At 55.1% G+C, this 18,703-nt stretch carries 17 protein-coding genes; 10 read left to right on the top strand and 7 right to left on the bottom strand.

Annotation, left to right across the window (positions count from 1 at the left end; genetic code table 11):
* Nucleotides 1-676 precede the first annotated feature (676 nt).
* The 6 genes from HMPREF1986_RS10705 (at nucleotide 677) to HMPREF1986_RS10680 (ending at nucleotide 6,945) form a co-directional block, all read left to right on the top strand.
* Complete coding sequence (locus HMPREF1986_RS10705; RefSeq protein WP_036600343.1) at nucleotides 677-901, top strand: DUF1858 domain-containing protein; 225 nt, start codon at nucleotides 677-679, stop codon at nucleotides 899-901.
* Complete coding sequence (locus tag HMPREF1986_RS10700) at nucleotides 901-1,800, top strand: DUF4300 family protein (protein WP_021774861.1); 900 nt, start codon at nucleotides 901-903, stop codon at nucleotides 1,798-1,800. The genes HMPREF1986_RS10705 and HMPREF1986_RS10700 overlap by 1 nt, the downstream gene beginning before the upstream one ends.
* Before the next feature lie 115 nt (nucleotides 1,801-1,915).
* Complete coding sequence (locus tag HMPREF1986_RS10695; protein WP_021774860.1) at nucleotides 1,916-3,094, top strand: MFS transporter; 1,179 nt, start codon at nucleotides 1,916-1,918, stop codon at nucleotides 3,092-3,094.
* A 413-nt stretch (nucleotides 3,095-3,507) separates the two neighbouring features.
* Nucleotides 3,508-4,917, top strand: coding sequence for a YfcC family protein (locus tag HMPREF1986_RS10690; protein ID WP_036600375.1), 1,410 nt, complete (start codon nucleotides 3,508-3,510; stop codon nucleotides 4,915-4,917).
* A gap of 117 nt (nucleotides 4,918-5,034) precedes the next feature.
* Nucleotides 5,035-6,213 (top strand): M20 metallopeptidase family protein, encoded by a 1,179-nt coding sequence (locus HMPREF1986_RS10685; RefSeq protein WP_021774858.1) that lies wholly within the window; start codon nucleotides 5,035-5,037, stop codon nucleotides 6,211-6,213.
* A 219-nt stretch (nucleotides 6,214-6,432) separates the two neighbouring features.
* The gene (locus HMPREF1986_RS10680; protein WP_021774857.1) at nucleotides 6,433-6,945 is read left to right on the top strand and encodes a pyridoxamine 5'-phosphate oxidase family protein; all 513 of its coding nucleotides are present in this window, start codon (nucleotides 6,433-6,435) and stop codon (nucleotides 6,943-6,945) included.
* Nucleotides 6,946-6,961: 16 nt separating this feature from the next.
* Here the strand turns inward: HMPREF1986_RS10680 and HMPREF1986_RS10675 are convergent, their stop codons facing one another.
* From HMPREF1986_RS10675 to HMPREF1986_RS10645, 7 genes are all read right to left on the bottom strand, one after another.
* On the bottom strand, nucleotides 6,962-7,258 hold the full coding sequence (locus HMPREF1986_RS10675; RefSeq protein ID WP_330365157.1) for an MGMT family protein: 297 nt from the start codon (nucleotides 7,256-7,258) through the stop codon (nucleotides 6,962-6,964).
* A 13-nt stretch (nucleotides 7,259-7,271) separates the two neighbouring features.
* Nucleotides 7,272-8,804, bottom strand: a complete 1,533-nt coding sequence (locus HMPREF1986_RS10670) for an alanine/glycine:cation symporter family protein (protein WP_036600373.1) — start codon at nucleotides 8,802-8,804, stop codon at nucleotides 7,272-7,274.
* Nucleotides 8,805-9,091: 287 nt separating this feature from the next.
* Nucleotides 9,092-10,870, bottom strand: a complete 1,779-nt coding sequence (locus HMPREF1986_RS10665) for a cache domain-containing sensor histidine kinase (protein ID WP_021774854.1) — start codon at nucleotides 10,868-10,870, stop codon at nucleotides 9,092-9,094.
* On the bottom strand, nucleotides 10,860-11,645 hold the full coding sequence (locus tag HMPREF1986_RS10660; protein WP_021774853.1) for a response regulator transcription factor: 786 nt from the start codon (nucleotides 11,643-11,645) through the stop codon (nucleotides 10,860-10,862). Before HMPREF1986_RS10660 ends, HMPREF1986_RS10665 begins: the two co-directional genes overlap by 11 nt.
* 22 nt (nucleotides 11,646-11,667) lie before the next feature.
* Entirely contained in the window at nucleotides 11,668-12,849 is a 1,182-nt protein-coding gene (gene msrB / locus HMPREF1986_RS10655) for a peptide-methionine (R)-S-oxide reductase MsrB (RefSeq protein WP_021774852.1), read from the bottom strand.
* A gap of 27 nt (nucleotides 12,850-12,876) precedes the next feature.
* Nucleotides 12,877-13,662 carry a redoxin family protein gene (locus HMPREF1986_RS13195; protein WP_196806132.1) on the bottom strand — a complete coding sequence of 262 codons (786 nt, stop codon included), beginning with the start codon at nucleotides 13,660-13,662 and terminating at the stop codon, nucleotides 12,877-12,879.
* Between the two features lie 21 nt (nucleotides 13,663-13,683).
* Nucleotides 13,684-14,388, bottom strand: coding sequence for a cytochrome c biogenesis CcdA family protein (locus HMPREF1986_RS10645; protein WP_021774850.1), 705 nt, complete (start codon nucleotides 14,386-14,388; stop codon nucleotides 13,684-13,686).
* 259 nt (nucleotides 14,389-14,647) lie between these two features.
* Here HMPREF1986_RS10645 and HMPREF1986_RS10640 point away from each other — a divergent pair, with 259 nt between their 5' ends.
* From HMPREF1986_RS10640 to HMPREF1986_RS10625, 4 genes are all read left to right on the top strand, one after another.
* On the top strand, nucleotides 14,648-15,370 hold the full coding sequence (locus HMPREF1986_RS10640) for an NAD(P)H-hydrate epimerase (protein ID WP_021774848.1): 723 nt from the start codon (nucleotides 14,648-14,650) through the stop codon (nucleotides 15,368-15,370).
* Nucleotides 15,371-15,601: 231 nt separating this feature from the next.
* Nucleotides 15,602-16,687: a M24 family metallopeptidase gene (locus HMPREF1986_RS10635; protein WP_036600365.1), complete on the top strand. Its 1,086-nt coding sequence runs from the start codon at nucleotides 15,602-15,604 to the stop codon at nucleotides 16,685-16,687.
* A 130-nt stretch (nucleotides 16,688-16,817) separates the two neighbouring features.
* The gene (gene pepI / locus HMPREF1986_RS10630) at nucleotides 16,818-17,705 is read left to right on the top strand and encodes a proline iminopeptidase (RefSeq protein ID WP_021774845.1); all 888 of its coding nucleotides are present in this window, start codon (nucleotides 16,818-16,820) and stop codon (nucleotides 17,703-17,705) included.
* Between the two features lie 67 nt (nucleotides 17,706-17,772).
* A complete protein-coding gene (locus HMPREF1986_RS10625; protein WP_036600362.1) occupies nucleotides 17,773-18,510 on the top strand; it encodes a YdcF family protein in 738 nt (245 codons plus the stop codon).
* Nucleotides 18,511-18,703 lie beyond the last annotated feature (193 nt).

Here is an 18,703-nt window from a genome sequence, read left to right as displayed (position 1 = left end):
TCGCTCCCCGCGAGGGGAGCGTGGATTGAAATGTGGAGATGACGTACACTACAGAAAATTCTTATCATCGCTCCCCGCGAGGGGAGCGCGGACTAAAACGAAATAGGAAGAGAAATCATTCAAGGAGCACACCAGTGCAGATGCTGACAGTGCTTTGCTTGCTTCACAGTGATGCCAATCATTTTGGCGGGGAGGGCGGAAAATCATATGAAGGGAGGGGCAGCGTGAGAAGATCAGAATAAAAGGAGATCAAGATACCCTGGTATTAGGGCGAGAAGAAACAGAAATGGAAGCGGAGCCCCGGGTTTACGACAGGGCATCCACTTAGGACAAATGCGTCATCACGCACAGCAGCGGCCAACTATGGAAGATAGTTTGATTTGAGGATTTCGGAGTTTGCAAGAAAGCGCGCAGTGCGCGATCAGGCAGATCCTGAATCGTGTCGAGGGCATGTCGAAAGGCGGATCGCGGAGCAGTTTTGGTCTGCGGAACATAAGACGCTTTGAGCTCGGAGGAAGGATAGATTTTACGGTTTCCCCAAGATACAATACATTTTCTTATTATAAAATTCATGGAAAAAAGCGTAGCGGATTTGCTATACTATAGCGGCAGGGTATTAGCCCTGCCTACATTGCTTTTGAAAGAGGCAGAAGACTGCCTCGGAATGGAGAATACTATGGATATCAGCAGTGTGACTAAGCTCGCGGAGCTCTTCAAGCAGTATCCGTTTCTGAAGGATGAGCTCATTAAATTCAGTGACAAGTTTACAGCGTTAAATAATCCGCTCGCAAAGGCCGTTGTGAGTCAGGTGGATCTCGCCCAGGTATCCCAGACCTCGGGCATTGATGTGAATACGCTGATCGCGAAGATCAAAGAGATCATCGCATCCCACCAGGCCTGATGCGGGCGGGAAAGAAGGCGCTTTATCTCGCAGCTGCAGGCGTCCTGGGGCTTTTTTGCCTCATGGCCTGCGGCTCTTTTCATAAGGGAGGGAGCGCAGAGGCGCCGGAGGAGATCAATCTGCGGGAGAGCGGCGGGCAGGAGGAGGTTAAGAAGGCGCTCAGCGCGGCAGGCATCCCGGATGCGGACAGCCGGGAATTTTTCCGCGAGGTGGAGCGCTTTAACACGGCGGTCGGCGATGCTTCGACCGAGGATGAGATGGCGGACCGCTGGGAGAAAGCTTATCCTGATTTTATTGGCACCAACTGCCGCATCACGGCCTTTATGCTTGCGCGTTCCCTGGTGAAGGTGGGGGGAGGAGAGGCTGCGTCGGAGGCCTCCGAGGATAACCTCTCTTTTGATCTGGAGGCAATTAAAAGCGCGCCGGAGGCGCTCTGGGACAGCGGTGAAAATGATGTCTTCACGCGGCTTTTCGCCGAAGTTGCGGCGGCGGACAGCACGGACACGGCCGTGCAGTGCGAACAGGTCCAAAAGGCGTGGCGGGAGAGAGGACTTTCGTTTTCGGGCGGAAAGGCAAGCATTGTCACGGTATGGCTTCATTCGAAGCTTGAGCCGGAGGACAATATTCTCTTTCCGGGGCATGTGGGCGTCTTACTCCAGGAAGGGAGCGAAAAACTTCTTTTTATCGAGAAGCTCGCCTTTCAAAAGCAGTACCGAGCGCTGCGCTTTAAGGACCGCGCAGGACTTAATGCCTACCTGATGGGGCTTTATGACGTCGATGAGAATCAGCCGACGGCGCGCTGCTTCCTCATGGAAAATGACAAGATGATGCAGGATTACCGCGTCCTGAAGAAAGAGAGCATGAGAAAAGCCGAGAGCACAGTTTTTTGCAGGCACTAGCTCGGCCTCTGACTGCTCCCGGGCGTGCCGCTGTGCCGCTCTGTCTGTCTGATGACTGCTCCCGGGCGTGTTGCTGTGTTGCTCTGTCTGTCTGATAAAAACGGAGGAGATTTCAATGGGTTCTTTACTGCTTGCGGTAATCTATCTGATTTTTATCAGTCTTGGTCTTCCCGATTCTCTGCTTGGGTCGGGATGGCCCAAAATGCAGATGGCTTTCGGCGTCCCGTCGGCCTATGCCGGCTATGTATCCATGTCGATTTCCTGCATGACGGTTATCTCGGCATTGCTCAGTCCCCGGATGATCCGGAAGCTCCGCGTCAAATGGATCGTGATCCTGTCTATCGCACTGACGGTGCTGGGATTATTGGGCTTCTCTATTTCCAGAGAATATTGGATGCTGTTTATCTTTGCGCTCCCCTACGGTCTCGGGGCCGGTTCCATCGACGCGGCGGTCAATCATTATGTCGCAAACCATTATCCGTCATCCGTGATGAACTTCCTGCATTGCTTTTATGGTGTTGGAGCGGTTATCAGTCCCTACATTATGGCGCTGGCCTTGAAGATCGCCAGATGGAATGAGGGCTATCGCTGGACCGCTTATATTCAGCTTTTGATTCTTCTGGTCTGCATCCTCTCCCTGCCGCTTTGGAAGCGGAATGAGAATCCGGCGGATGAGGAGAATCAGGACGGTGCGGGCATTGCGGAAAGCATCAAAGTCCCCGGCGTTTTGCCGACGCTTATCGCCTTCTTCGCCTATTGCTCCGGGGAAGCCACCTGCTTTTTATGGACACCCAGCTACTTTGCCGCTACGAAAGCGGGGCTCAGCGACGAGAGGATTGCGTCCTTTGGCGCGCTGATCTTCGGCGGCTTGATGCTGGGGCGCCTGATTTCCGCTTTTATCTCCAATAGATTGGGGGACAGACGGCTGATCCGCCTCGGCGTCGCTGTGGAGCTGCTTGGGATCCTGCTGGTATTATTGCCGATGAAAGCTTATATCGCGGCTGCTTTGGGATTTGTAATCATTGGGAGCGGTATGGGGCCGATTTACCCCGCGATTCAGCATATGGCCCCCTCCAATTTCGGGAAGCATTACAGCGCGGCGGTCATCGGACTTCAGATGGCCTCTGCCTACATCGGAAGTACCCTGATGCCGATGCTTTTCGGGAATCTCCAGCAGGCGGTCGGAATCGGAATTATGCCGTTCTATCTTCTCTTCTTTGCTCTTTTGAATATCTGCCTCCTGGAAATCGCCTATAAGAAAGCAGCAGCTCTGAAATCCGATCCTGCCGCTTGATGGCGCTGGGTGCCCGCAGGAGATAAGAGCAAGAGCAGCATGGTCTCCAAAGTTTCAAGCGTTCCCGGTTTGATGCCGTTTGATGCCCGAAAGGGCTAAGAGGATAAGGGATAAGAGGGGGCGCTCCCTGAGCCGGATCACAGATGCATGGAGCTGGCTCAGAAAATAAGCGACAAAGATTTTTGGTTAAGATAGGCAGGAATACCATTGCAACTATGGGATAAATTGTATATGCTGGAATAAGCTGCGTTGCATCGTGCTGCGCGGCCGGTTTATTATACGGTTTTTCCCGCACATTCTGCGGGAACGTGAGCGGATTCTTGGTATCTGATTTTTGCAGTATGGGAAAATCCTGAAGGGAAGGATTGACGGGGCTGATGCGGAATCCGGTCAGTAAGGCATGGGGGTGTGAGATGGAAGAAAAGGCGAAGAAAGAGAAGAAACGAGGCTCGATCAATGCATTTGTCATCGTGTTTCTCGTTATCGTAGGCTGCTATATCCTGTCGCTGTTTATCAGCCCGGGTGCGTTTGACCGTCAGCAGCTGAATGGACGTACGGTGGTCATCGCGGATTCCTATCACAGCACAGAGAAAAGATATCTGGGACCGCAGGCGATTTTCCAGGCTGTGCCGAATGGGCTCATTTCCTCCGCCGGCATGATGTTCCTGGTCATGCTGGTTGCCGGATGTATCGAGGTCTATAAGAGAACCGGAGCGCTGAATAAGGGAGTTGCGCGGATTCTCGCAAAGTCGGAGAGCTTTGGGCATGAGAAGATCCTCGTGCTGATTATGATTATCTTCGGCGCTCTGGGAGGCTTTCTCGGCTGGAATGAACAGATTGTTCCGTTTATTCCCATTGTCCTCTCCCTCTGCCTGGCACTGGGTTATGACCTTATGACCGGGATCGCCTGCTCCGCGATGATCGATATGATCAGCTTCTCCTTCTCGCCGACCAGTGTGTATACGGTTGGCATCTCGGATGAGATTGCGGAGCTCCCGATGTTTTCCGGCTTTTTGTTCCGTTTTATCCTTCTCTGTGTGGCGGATCTCATCATCATCCTCTATGTGCTTCGCTATGCGCGCGGGGTCCGGAGCGGAAAGATCCGGTCCATCACGGCGGATCTGGATTCGGATAAATTCCGTGTGGATTATTCGGAGGAGATGAAGGAAGCACTGACGAAGGGGCAGAGCCTGTCACTGCTTTTCTTTATCGTGGTATTTATCTGCGCGATCGTCGGAGTCGCCAAGTTCGGCTGGTCCATGAATGACCTTTCCGCCTGCTTCCTCTTTACGGCGCTTATGGCGGGACTTATCAACCGGATGGCTCCGAATGATCTCGTGAACGCGATCTGTGCCGGTGCCAAGGATGGGCTTGTACCCGCGCTTGTCATCGGACTTGCGAGGGGCATTCAGTGGATTCTCACAGAGTCCGGCATCATCGACCCGATTATCTACAGTATATCGAGGCCCTTGAAGAGTCTTCCGGGCTCCATTGCGGCCATTGCCGTAATGTTCGTGATCGCATTGTTTAACGGTCTGATCACATCCGGCTCCGCCAAAGCCATGGCGCTTATGCCGATTCTGATTCCTCTTGCGGATATCATCGGCATGACACGTCAGACCATGATTCTGGCATTCCAGTTTGGCGATGGTCTTACCAATTCGCTCTGGTTTACGAGCGGAACATTGCTGATCTTCCTCACGATTGCGGGGATTCCGCTGAAGAAATGGTGGAAGTTCGTCACGCCGCTGATTACGATGCTGTTTCTCGTCTGTGTCGTTTCACTGATTATTGCGACAAAGATTAAGTACGGCCCATTCTGATCGAGCAATAACAGGGTATGAAACAATAGGACGGCTTTCTGAATCGAATGGAATCGAAAGAGCGCGGGGGAGCTGCGTTCTTCACGGAGTAAATGTATTGGGAGGGATCAATTCGAGATGGATATCGATATCATTGCAGAGGGAAATGCGATGCAGGACGAGCTGCTTGAGCTCCGCCGTTATTTCCATGAGAATCCGGAGAGATCATGGGAGGAGAAGAATACACAGAAGAAGATCATGGAATACCTGGATCAGCTCGGGATTCCGTACATCGAGTCCTGCGGGACCGGTGTGATTGCGACCATCCGGGGAAAGCATTCCTCGGACAAGGTTCTGGGAATTCGTGCGGATATTGATGCCCTCCCAATCACAGAGCTTTCGGATGTCGCCTGGAAGTCGCGGAGGGAAGGCACGATGCACGCCTGCGGGCATGATACGCATATTACGATGCTGCTTGGCACGGCGAAGCTTCTGAAGAAGATGGAGGATGAGCTTAGAATCACGGTGAGGCTTTTGTTCCAACCGGCGGAGGAGTGCATTGAGAACAGCGGTGCGGCCCGGATGAAGGATGAGGCGGAGGTGTTGGAATGCGACCGCCTGATAGCGATGCATATTTGGAGCAAGATCCCGGCGGGCTATGCTTCTCTTCGCTATGGGCCTGTCATGTCCGCGGCGGATACCTTTGATATCTATGTGAAGGGGAAGGGCGGACATGGAGCTTTGCCGCAGCAGACGATCGATCCTGTCGTCGCGGGCTCAGAGCTTGTGATGTCGCTCCAGCGTCTTGTCTCGAGAGAGGTGAATCCGCTGGAACCGGCTGTCGTCAGTGTGACTGCATTTATCTCCGGAACAACTTCCAATGTCATCCCCGGAGAAGCGCATCTCATGGGAACGGCGAGAACCTTTAATAATGAGCTCCGCGATCAGTTCCCGGAGATGATTCGGCGTATCGCCGATGGTGTCGCTGCGTCCACAAGGACCGAGATTCAGCTGGATTATCACTTCGGGCCGCCTCCAACGATCAATGATGACGCCTGCGTGGATACGGGAAGGAGAGCAGCGGAGAAGGTATTCGGAAAGGATCATCTGGTGGACTGGGAGCTTCAGATGGGCGGAGAGGATTTCGCAAAGTACAAGGCCCCGAAGTGCCTCTTGCTCCTGGGGGGCGGCTGGAGCGAGGAGGAGCGCCGTTATCCGCAGCACAGCCCCTACTTTGATATCGATGAAGCGGCATTGAAGCTGGGGGTGCAGTATTTTGCCGAGTACGTCCGGGAATACGAAAAAGAGCTTTCATAAGGATATGAGGCAGTTCCTCGCCTGCATCGGAAACGGTGCAGGCTTTTCGCTTTGATTTTGAAGGAGCTTTGATGAAGAAGAAAGCCGGAATCAGGGGCGCTGCGGGCTTTGCCCTGCTTCCCGTTCCTCTCTTTTCCGGCCGAGGCGAAGGCAGGCTGCGGCAGTCGGATCAGCGAACGGCAAAGGGGAGACGGAAGAACGCGGGATGGGAGGAAAAGGATGAGACGGAAGGACAGAGAGATCAGGGATATCCGGGAGATCGCGGAGATCATGAGGAGATGCGATGTCTGCCGGATCGCGCTGAACGATCACGGCTATCCCTATATCATTCCCCTGAATTTCGGGATGGAGCTCTCGGAGGAGGGGAAGGTCACGCTTTACTTTCACAGCGCCCTGGAGGGGTATAAGAGGGGGCTCATGGAGGAGGACAGCCGGGCCTCCTTTGAGATGGACTGCGGGCATGAACTGCAATATTTTGAGGAGAGAGGGTATTGTACCTATGCCTACGAGAGCGTCATCGGAAGAGGGCGGATTTCGATCCTTCCGGAGGAGGAAAAGGCCGCCGCGCTCAGACTCCTGATGGATCATTATCACCCGGGGAAAGAGGCGGGATTTAATCCGGCGGCGATTCCGCGCACCCTGGTCTATAAGCTCTGCGCGGAGGAAATCTGCGGAAAGCGGAAGGAGAGAAAGGTTCTGGATCATGAGAAGTCCCGGGATCAGGATTCTTAAGGCAAGGTGCCGGCCTTTACGGCTCCCATTGATATTTTTTCAGGGAGACGCGGCCGGACGCCTCCAGGGAAACGCCTTCTTCTTTCAGAAGGAATGCCTGCTCCGCCCAGCCCGGAGCGAGGCGGCCCGATGCGTTTACGACCCGGTGGCAGGGGTAGTGTCCGTAGTATTCTGCACAGGAGAGTACCCGCGCCACCAGGCGGGCATTTTGATCGGCGCCGACCAGACGGGCGATCTGAGAGTAGGTCGCCACACGCCCCTCGGGAATCTCTTCGACCGCGGACAGGACCATATAGGCGAAAGCATCATTCATCTTCATCCCGGTTTTACTTCAGTTTCTCATCCCAGACAGGGAGAGAGAGTCCGGCTTCCTTTGAGCAATAGCCTCTTCCGCCGTCCCTTTCATACTGCCGGGTCGCGAGAAGGACGTGCCGGAAGCCCAGATAGAGGAGCGGGATATTGCAGTAGGCGATGAGGATATTTGCGAAATCCGACAGATTCCACAGGGCACCGAGATCCAGACCGGCAATGCTGGTCATGCCGCCGAACGCGATCACCAGGAGGCAGAGGACACGGATCAGCATGATGAAGCTCCGCCGCTCCGAGATTCGGTTCGCGCAGATCTCCGTGAAGGAGAGGAAACCGAGAAGCGTGGAGAAGGCAAAGAGGCCGAAGCAGACAGAAACCAGGAGGGAGACCACGCTGTGGAAGCCCTTTCCCGGGGCGAGCTCCGCCGCAGAGGCCACAAACTTCGGGAGCTTTCCGAGCTCGAACCAGGCGGAGGCCTGATCGGTCAGCCAGACTCTGCCCATGATGATGACAAAGCTTGTCAGGGTGCAGATCACGATGGTGTCCAGGAAGACGCCGATCGCCTGCACACAGCCCTGATCGCAGGGGTGGGCCGCGTCGCTGGCTGCGGCCGGCATGGTGATCGTACCCTGACCGGCTTCATTGCTCATGAGACCGCGCCGCACGCCCTGCGAGAGCGCGGTCCCGAAAGCGCCGCCGAAGACGGCCTCCGGGCGGAAGGCCTCCGTGAATACGGAGTAGAAGAACCAGGGAATGCGGTCCAGATTAAAGAGCAGAAGTGAGATGACGGTGAGGACATAGATCACCGCCATCACGGGGACGATCACATCGGTGACACGGGTGAGCTTCCGGATGCCGCCGAAGGAGATCAGGGAGACCAGGACCAGAAGGAGAGCGAAGCTGAACCAGTAGAGCGCGGAGTTTGTCGCGATTTCCCGTCCGCTCAGAACCTCTGCGACCTGTCCCACGGCGGAGATGGTGTTGAAGCCCTGCGCCGGGAAGCAGAGAAAGGCATAGATGATGTAGAGGAGGGAGAGAAAGATTCCCGTTGCGACGGAGCCGCCCAGCAGTTTCCTTCCATAGAAGGAGAGGCCGCCCACATATTCATCTCCCTTCCTCTCCTTAAAGATCTGGGCGAGGGTGGATTCCGTATAGGCGGTCGCCATGCCGAAGAAGGCGGAGATCCACATCCAGAGCAGCGCGCCCGGGCCTCCCACGGAGATCGCTCCTGTGACGCCGAGGATGTTGCCGGGGCCGACCCGCATGGCTGTGGACAGGAAAAAGGCCGCGAGCGGGGAGATGCCGGACTTCGCCTTCCCGCCGGATTTCAGGATTTCTATGCCGCGGCGGAATTTTCGGAGCTGGATAAAGCGAAGCCGCACGGAAAAGTAGATTCCGCTCCCGATGAGGAGGATGATCGCGAGAGAGAAATTCCCGAGGACCGGGATATTCGAGTAGGCGGGCAGATTAGTGGGGAAGTCCCAGAAAAGATCGGAAACCGTCTGAATCCTTTCGCATACCGAGTTGATTACATTAAAGACCGCCTGCATTGAAGCTCCTCCCCTTCCCGCATTTTCTTCTGCGGCTTTCTCCTGTTTTTTAAGATCGGAGCGGGCGCGGTATCGCGCTTTCCGCATCCTTTCCGATAGCTGCTTTTCTTTTGATTTTAGCAAGAGGATGAAGAAAAATCCACAAAAATCAACGGAGTATGCCCTGCTCGGTCTGTGTTTATAACCTCTATCTTAGATCGAAGATCAAAGCCGAATAAAGGAAATGGAAGAGCCTGGGCAAAAATGAAGCCCTTCCTGACGAAGGATTTGCAATCGAAAAAGGGTTCTCAGTCGGCGGAGAAGCGGAGCGGAAGGCGGATTCGGACCCTCGTCCCCTTCCCCGGAGAGGAGCGGACAATGAGACCGTAGGATTCCCCGCACAGAAGGCGGATTCTTTGCCCGACATTGGAAAGTCCGATTCCGCCCCGGCCCGGTTGTTTTTTCGGGGCGGCTGCAGAGCTCCCGGCTCCCTCCTCCCCGGGGAGAGTGTCTCCCGCATTTTCCTTTCCGCCTTTCTTCGAGAATCCGATTCCGTCGTCCTTTATCTCCAGGATCAGGGCATCCCCCTCGATTTGGAAGAGGATCGATATCTTCCCCCTTCTCCCGGAGCCTCGGATCCCATGATAGATCGCGTTTTCCGCGATCGGCTGTAAAATGAGCTTTGGCACGTAGAGGGAGAGGAGGTTTTCCTCTCCCTCTATGCAGTAGGAGAACATATCCTCGTAGCGCGTCTTCTGAATCTCCAGATAACTCCTGCAGTGCTCCAGCTCCCGCCCGAGCGGGATGAAGGCCTGGTCGATATTCAGAGATACCCGGAGCATCCGCCCGAGCTCTCCGCAGACTCTCGCCGCCTGCTGGTTTTCCCCGAGCTCTGAGAGCCAGAGAATCGTGTCCAGGGTATTGTAGAGAAAGTGGGGGTTGATCTGGCTTTGCAGGGCCCTTAATTCAAAGAGCCTCCTCGCCTCCTCCTTTCTCCGGATATTTTCCGTGAGAGCCCTGATCCGGTGCAGGAGGCGGTTGTATTCCAAGGAGAGAGCGCGCACCTCACCGGGGGAGCCGGAGGGGATTTCGATCTCCTCCCAGGTCTTGTCCGCCCGACTCATGGCGAGGCTGAGCTTCCGTATGGGAGAGGCGAGGGTGCGGGAGAGGAGCGAAGCGAGCGCAATGCTCAGGAGAACGAGGGCCGCGGCAAAGACGGAGACAGAGCGAAGGAGGCGGCTTCGGAGAAGCCTTGCATTGTCTGCGGAGCATATGCCGTACAGTGTCCAGGAGGAGCCGGGGATCGGGACCCGGTACAGACGCCCTCCGCCCTTCTCTGTGGCACCGCCCGCCCCCGCGAGGGAAAGCAGGGAGCTTTTTCGCTCCTCATCCTCAAAGATCTCAGGGTCCGGATGATAAATGAGGCTTCCATCGTCGGAGAGGATGAAGGAATATCCGTCCTTTCCCAGATCCAGACTGGAGAGATAGTCCTCGATGAAGCGGTAGGAGACATCGATCAGGACGAGTCCGAGATGCTCTCCTCCCTCCCCCCGGATCTCCTGGCAGACGCTGATGATCCAGTCCTCCCGGTCCATGGTGAATACCCCGTGTCCGGTGGAGGCGAGGGTCGGCATCTGCGCAGAGGAAAGCGCGTCCTGATACCACTTCTCCTTCATCATATCGCCGGAAAGCGGCATGGCCATCGAGCTGCCGCTTGTGATCAGGAAGCCCTCCTTTGAAATGACGGCGACGGCGCGGATCCTGGGGTCGCTGTTTTCGGCCAGGGCGGTGAGCGCTGAGATGGATTCCAGGGATTTTTTGTCGGATTTTGCGAGAGCGCTCCGGATATCGGGGTGCATGGCGATCAGGGAGCTGAAGGACTTCAGCTTCTCCAGATAGGAAGAGATATACTCCGAGCTTTGCTCAAGAGAGGCCCGGGTCCGCCTCCTGTCCTCCCTGGCAAAGAGCGAGCCGCTCAGCCGATACATCACGAAGGCGAAAAGCGAGATGGAAAGAAGGGAGAGGAGGAGAAAGGCCAGGGCGATCCTGGTATCGAGTCTTTCGAAAAAATTCTTATCAGATTTCATGCTCCCTCACTCCCCGGCGGTATTGTTTTGGGGTGATGCGATAGCTTTTTTTGAATTTGGTGATGAAATAGTTGACATCATCATAGCCCAGGGCCTCCGCGATCTCCTGGTTTTTCATCTCCGTGCTGAGCAGAAGGAGCTTTGCTCTCTCCATCCGCTTTCTCCCGACATAGTCCTGAAACGGAACACCATAGAGCTGCCGGATGATTTCGCTCAGATAGCTTTTGTTGAAGCCAAGCTCCTGCGCGGCTTTTGTAAGGGAGAGATCCGGATCAAAGAGATGCTCCCTGAGATAGGAGCTGAGCCCGGAGAAGGGGGAGAGCTCCGGATTCCCTGATTCCGAGAAGGCACTGTCCTCCCGCCTTGCTTCGAGCTCCTCCAGCTTTTTTTCGCTGTGTCTCCTCGCGGCCTTTTCCATGACCCGCTTAAGAACCATCTCGATCTCGGCCCGGCTCACGGGCTTTAAGAGATAATCATCCACGCCCGTGCGGATGGCGGACTGCGTATATTCAAAATAATCGTAGCCCGTCACCATGATGAGACGGCAGTCCGGCCATCCTTCCTTCAGGAGCGCGGCGAGGCTCAGACCGTCCATATCCGGCATATTGATATCCAGCATCACGATGTCTGCCGGGCTTTCTTTCATGAGCCGCAGGGCCTCCGCCCCTCCTCCCGCCTCCAAAAGCTCCGAGATCCCGATTTCGGGGAGGGATGCGAGGGAGCGGATCCCCCGGCGGATAATCGGTTCATCATCTACAATCATAAGCCTGTACATGGCTTTCCTCCCCGCGGATGTGCTACGGCTGCTTTACGACGGACTTCAGATAGGCGTAACCCTCCTCCTCCATCTTCTCATAGGGAATGAAGCGGATCGAGGCGGAATTGATGCAGTAGCGGAGACCGCCGAGCTCCTTTGGGCCGTCCCGGAATACATGGCCGAGGTGGATGTCCGCGCTCCGGCTTCTCACCTCCGTCCGAAGCATATGGAAGCTCCGGTCCTCCCGATAGCGGACGAGCTCCTTTGCGATGGGCTTGGAGAAGCTGGGCCAGCCGCAGCCGGAGGAGAATTTATCCCTGGAGGAGAAAAGGGGCTCTCCCGATGCGACATCCACATAGATTCCGGGTTCGAACTGGTCCCAGTATTCGTTGGAGAAGGCGTGCTCCGTGTCGTTTTCCACGGCCACCCTGTACTGGACCTCTGTGAGCTTTTTCCGGAGCTCCTCTTTCTCCGGCTTCGGATAGTCCTTTTCGTCGATAAAGGGCTCCTCGGCCTTCTTCAGGTCGATATGGCAGTAGCCTCCGGGATTTTTCTCCAGATAATCCTGGTGATATTCCTCCGCCTCAGAGAAGTTTTCGAGAGGGAGAAGCTCTACCACGATTTTCTTCTCGTAGTTTTCCTGCTCTTTGTCCAGGACCTTTCTGGCGATATCTCGGTCGGAATCCTCGGTATAATAGATTCCGCTTCTGTACTGGCTCCCTACATCATTTCCCTGCTTATAGAGACTTGTGGGATCCACCACCCGGAGATAATAGTGGAGAAGCTTTTCCAGACTGATTTTATCCGGATCATAGCTGACCTTCACCGTCTCGGCATGACCGCTCTCCTTTAAATCCCGGTAGCTCGGATTTTCCGTCTTTCCATTTGCGTAGCCGCTCACGGCGTCGATAACGCCATCGATCCTCTGCATATAGGCTTCAAGTCCCCAGAAGCATCCTCCCGCAAGATAGATGCTTTTCTGCCGACCCTCCGCAGCTTTCTGTTCGTCTTTTCCCATGCTTTCCCTCTCCTCCTCTTTGGCGTCTTCTGTCTCTTCTATTCCGCTGCTCTTTCCTTCATATTTTACCATATTCTCCGCCTGCCTGTCTCTCCCCCTCTCTCTCTCATCCGCCGCCTTTTTTCCGGAGAGAAGAGAGGCGATCAGAAGCAGAGTCAGGAGCAAAATAGGAGAGAAGCGCAGTAATTTTCCGTACCATTTCATCTTATGAGCACTCCTTTTTTCGAAATATCAGTTCAGTTTTTTCATTTCCGTGAGAATGTCTTCCTTTGATTTATGGCCGGGCACGATGGGCTTCATACTTCCGTCAGATCCGATGAAGGCAGAGCTCGGATAGGCCCGCACTCCGTATCTTCGGACGAGCTCTCCCTTTTCGTCCAGGAGTACCTTCATGTTCTGATAGCCGAGCTTCTCGAACCACTTCCGAAACTGCTCCTTATCCTTTTCCCCGTTCAGACCGGGGCTGACCACGCTGATCACCTCGAAATCCTTATCTGGATTTCCGGAGAGCTCGTCCAGCTCATCCAGTCCCGCGAGACAGATCGAGCACCAGGAGGCCCAGAACTTGAGGTAGACCTTCTTCCCCTTCCACTCGCTTAAGCTGTGCTTTGTCCCGGAGAGATCCTCGAGGAAGGCTTCCTCCTCGCCCGCCATTCCCTGCTTTTCCTTTCCGGAGAGCTTCTTCGCGTCGACTTTTTCTCCGTGCTCTTCCAACATCCCCTTTTCCCTATTTTGTTGCATTCCGCTGTCCTCCTGCATTCCGTTCTCTTCCTTCCTTTCCCCCTCTTTCATCATTTCGGTCTTTTCCTCCTGCGCGGTCATTTCATCCTTTCCGGAGGCCATCGGCTTTCCCTCCGCGCTTCCCGCTTCCCCTTTCGAAAGCCCTGCATCTTCCCCCAAGGCAGAGCCCGCTCCATCCATTTTTTCCTGCCTCAGAGCTGAGGGGGAAGCGCAGGATGAAAAGAGAAGCGCCGTAAGTCCCAGTGCCAAAATGCTGCTATTGATTCTTTTTTTCATATTTTCTCCTTCCATAGAAGCTTAGTGCAAGAATGCGCTGATGCTATTCAGCTGGTTCCCCATCAGGAGAAGGCCCATGAGAATGAGCAGGACTCCGCCCGCCTTTTTCAGCTTCAGAAGCTGCTTTTTAAGGAAGGGAAAGCTTCGCATGACGAAGTCGGAGGCAAGCATCATGATGAGGAAGGGGAGCGCGAGTCCCAGCGCGTAGAGAAGCATCAGAAGCGCCCCGTAATAGGCGGTCCCTCTGGCGGCGGCCAGTGTGAGCACCGCCCCGAGGATGGGGCCGACACAGGGAGTCCAGCCGAGGCTGAAGGCGATCCCGGTGAGGAAGGAGCCGAGGACCCCGCCCCTTTCTGTGCGGAGGGATATGCCGCTCAGCCGGTCCAGGGCCTTCAGCTGGATGAGCTCCGTCTGATGAATCCCCAGGAGTATGACCAGAAGACCGGCGAAAAAGGGAAGCCAGCGATTGGAGAGGAAGGATCCCAGGAATCCGGCTCCGAAACCTAAGAGGACAAAGCTCATGGAGATTCCGAGAACGAAGGCCAGGGTTTTTAAAATTCCGCCGGTGTCAAGGCTGTAGCTTCCAAGCTGTATTCTCCGGTACCTTTGCTCCCGATCAGAGAGTATGCCGAGGTAGACCGGAATCAAAGGGAAGGTGCAGGGGGCGAAAAAGGACAGAAAGCCCGCCGCAAAGACCGTTCCCGATAAAAAGAGATGATTTCCCATAAGGACTCCTTTCAATTTTTCTTTGGATGGAATAAGGATAGCGCATCCCGGGGAAGGGCAGAATAGAAAATGGTCGGAAAAAACTTGGATTTCATCGGCTGCTTAGCGGCTATCCGTGCTATGATATAAAAAATACCGCCCCCTTATCAGCGGGGGAGAGAAGCACGGGAAGAAGCACGAAAAGAAGCGCGGAAAGAATTACGGAAAAGACACTGAAAAAGAACGGAAAAGCACGGAAAAGCACGGAGGAGGAAGATCGATGGAAGAGAAAAGGAGAGGCGGGGAAGAGGGACGGGAGATGATCGACTGCATCAGTGCGGAGGAGGCAAAGCTTGCGGATCAGATTGCGATTCAGGAGCTGGGGATTCCGACGCTTAAGCTTATGGAGAGAGCCGGAAAGGCCGTCGCAGAGCTCGCCGCTTCGCTTCTTCCGGACAGGAGCTCTCCGCTTTTAGTGCTCTCCGGCGTGGGAAATAATGGAGGGGATGCCCTCTGCGCCGCTTCCCTCCTTAAGGAGGATGCATATTCTCCGACGGTCCTCATCGTCGGGGACCTGAAAAAGGGGAGCTGGGAATTCCTCTATCAGCTGAGCCGCTTCTACCGGCTCGGCGGGAAGCCTCTGTATTATGAGAGCACTGTGGATCTCCCAAAGGCGGAGCTCATCCTGGACGGGATCTTCGGGATCGGTCTGCGGAGGGAGCTGCGGGGGGACTTCCGGGAATTGATCGGGCGGGTGGAAGAGCTTAAAGAGAGAAGGGTGCTCGCGATCGATATCCCCTCCGGCATCTGTGGGGACAACGGGGAGAAGATGGGGGCCGCGGTCCCGGCGAATATCACGATAAGCTTCGGGAAATGGAAGACAGGCCTTCTTTATGGGGAAGGAAAGCGTTACAGCGGAGAAGTCAGGCTGGCGGAGATCGGAATCCCGGAGGAGGCCTATCGGGAGGCGCGGAGAAGGCTTCGGGAAGCGGGAAGGGGATAGACGATAGGATAGACAGAGACAGACGGATTAGAGAAGACAGGTGCTTCCGAGGCCGAAAGAGAGCTTTCCCGTCTTCGGAGCTTTCGTACAAAAGAGCTGTTCCGGATTCCGATTCCGCATGGCAATTTGCGGAAGAAAGAATTGAAGATCCCCTGCCAATGTGCTAAAATACGTACATTAACAGGGGAATCCTTCGGGGATTCTTTTTCAAACAGAATGGAGGAGCTGAGCATGGACAAAGGCAAGCTGAATCGGATTTTAGAGAGAATGAAGGAGCAGGGCATGCCGCAGATGATCATTACGGATCCTGTGGCTATTTTCTACCTTACGGGGAAGTGGATCTTCCCGGGGGAGAGAATGCTCGCTCTATATATCAATATCGACGGAAGGAGCAATCTCTTCGTCAATAAGATGCTTCCGCAGGAAAAGGATCTCGGAGTGGAGATCAGCTATTTCGACGATATCGACGACAGTGTGGAGCTTCTTTCCCGTGTGGTAGACAAGGACAAGCCGATCGGCATCGATAAGGCCTGGCCGGCAAGATTCCTTCTGAGGCTTCAGGAGCTCGGCGCGGGCAGCCGTTTCCTGAACGGCTCTGTGATCGTGGACAAGATCCGTCAGATCAAGGACAAGAAGGAGCAGGAGCTCATGATCGAGTCCTCAAGGATCAACGATCAGGTCATGGCGGAGCTGATCCCCTGGGCCGGGAAGGGGCTCACGGAGAAGGAGCTGAATGAAAAGACCAGAGAGATCTACAGAAAGCACGGGATAGAGCGGGTTTCCTTCGATCCGATCACGGCTTATGCGAAGGGCGCCGCGGATCCGCACCATGTCACGGATGATTCGAAGGGAAAGAGGGGAGACTGCGTCATTCTCGACATCGGCGGCTTCTATAAGGACTATGCCTCTGACATGACGAGGACGGTCTTCATCGGAGAGGTGAGCGAGAGACAGAAGGAGATCTATAATATCGTCAAGGAGGCGAATCTCCGCGGTATCGCCGCGGCGAAGCCGGGCGCAAAGATGAAGGATGTGGATCTCGCCGCGAGAAATTATATCGAGGAGAAGGGCTACGGGAAGTACTTTACCCACAGAACCGGACACTCGATCGGACTCGAGGATCACGAGGTCGGCGATGTCTCCTCCGTCAATGAGGAGGTCATCGAGGTCGGACAGTGCTTCTCCGTAGAGCCGGGCATCTATATCGCGGAGGAGGGAATCGGTGTGAGGATCGAGGATCTCGTCCTGATTACAGAGGACGGCTGCAAGGTGCTGAACGAGTATACGAAGGATATTATCGTCGTTCCGGAGAGCTGATAAAGAGCTGATAATATAGAAGAAAGAAGAAGAGAACGGCCCTTCCGCCCGGGCTTTGCCCCGGGCGGAAGAGCGTATAAGAGGGAGCTTTTTCCGGAGAGCGGCGATAGGAATCAGGAGGCAGAGCGCGATGGCAAAGATTAGAGAGGGCTATATGCCCTATCTGGGGCATCAGACATATTACAGAATCGTAGGGGAGAGGAAGGGAGATAAGAAGCCGCTTTTGCTTTTGCACGGCGGACCCGGCTCCACACATAATTACTTCGAGGTTTTGGATAAGATCGCGGATCTCGACGGACGGCAGCTTGTCATGTACGATCAGATCGGCTGCGGAAATTCGTATCTGGACGGCTGCCCGGAGCTTTGGACGAAGGAGACCTGGCTGAATGAGCTGGTCGAACTCCGCAGACAGCTCGAGCTGGACGAGGTGCATCTCCTCGGTCAGTCCTGGGGCGGCATGATGAGCATTATCTATGAATGCGATTATAAACCGGAGGGAGTGAGGAGCTATGTCCTTTCCAGCACCCTCCCCTACAATAAAATCTGGGAGACAGAGCAGAAGCGGAGAGTGGCCTTCCTCCCGAAGGATATGCAGGAGGCGATCGCAGAGGCGGAGAGGACGGAGAACTACAGCGGAGAGGCCTATGAGAGGGCGATCGGAGAATTTATGAGAAGGTACTGCTCCGGACCCTTCGATGAGAATGCCCCGGAATGCCTGACCCGTGCGAAGAAAGCCGGTTCGGAGGCCTATCTCTATGGCTGGGGGCCCAATGAGTTCACGCCGACAGGTTCCCTCCGGGATTATGACTACATGGAAAAGCTGAAGGGCTTCCGGAGACCCTGTCTGATCATCGACGGGGAGGAGGACCTGTGCTCCCCCTACATCGCAAAGCTGATGTTTGATGCGATTCCGAACGCGAGATGGGAGCTCTTCCCCTACTCCCGGCACATGTGCTTTGTCGAGGAACCGGAGAAGTACAACAGAATCCTGATCGACTGGCTGAACGAGAACGACTGATTTCAAACGGAATGCAAACGGAATGGCCGGGGAGGAACGGAAGGGAGGGGAGGGCTTGAAACGGAGGATGGGAATCTTTTTTCTTATCGTTTTATCGCTTTTTGCCTTTTTCTATGGCTGGCTCATCTTTCTCGCCGCCTCGGGGAGCCGCTTTTACCTTTTCTGGTTCTTCCTCTCCGTCTCCTTTCTCTTTTTGGAGGAGCTGATCCGCCATGGTATCTGGCGCCGCTTTCCGCTTCTTCGCGGGACCTGCCTTCTGGGGATTTTTATGGGGCTCCTCTTTCTCCTCGTAAGCTGGAGCCTGATCGGGACAGAATTTTTCTCCCGGGGGGAGGAGAAGCTGGACTATCTCGTGGTTCTCGGCGCGCAGGTCCGCCCGTCCGGCCCCGCCGCGGTGCTTCGCCTTCGTCTGGACCGGGCCTTCACCTATCTTTCGGAAAATCCGGAGACCTTCTGCATCGTCTCCGGCGGGAAAGGACAGAATGAGCCCTGCTCCGAGGCGGAGGCGATGCGGGATTATCTCCTGCGAAGGGGGATTTCCGCGGAGCGGATCCTTTTGGAGGACCAGTCGAAGAACACGAGGGAGAATATCGCAAACAGCGCGCGTCTCCTGAATCCGGAGAGGGACAGGGTGGGGATTCTGAGCAGCGACTTCCATGTATACAGGGGAAAGGCGATCGCGAAAAAGGCGGGATACCGGGAGGTCTTTGCGGTATCGGCCCGCTCAAACAGGCTTTATCTTCTCAATAACATGCTCCGGGAGAGTCTTGCGCTCGCAAAGGACAAGATTGCGGGAAATCTCTGAGAGAGAAGGGATCCGCATGATGCGGGCTTCAGACGGCAGATAGGGGACGGGGAATGCGGCTTTCCTTCGGTTCTTCACCGGGACAGGCAGGTTGCGGCGGCTATGGAACGAACGGGGAAAGCGCCCGACCCCGGAAGCCCAGAGCCGTGGGAGCGGAGAACACGGATCAAAAGGGGTGGATTTTCCTAAAGGG

Origin of the sequence: Oribacterium sp. oral taxon 078 str. F0263 (assembly GCF_000469565.1) — a bacterium.
Taxonomy (GTDB): Bacteria; Bacillota; Clostridia; order Lachnospirales; family Lachnospiraceae; genus Oribacterium.
The sequence above is the reverse complement of the archived record's forward strand: the minus strand, read 5'-3'. Positions and strand labels throughout refer to the sequence as shown.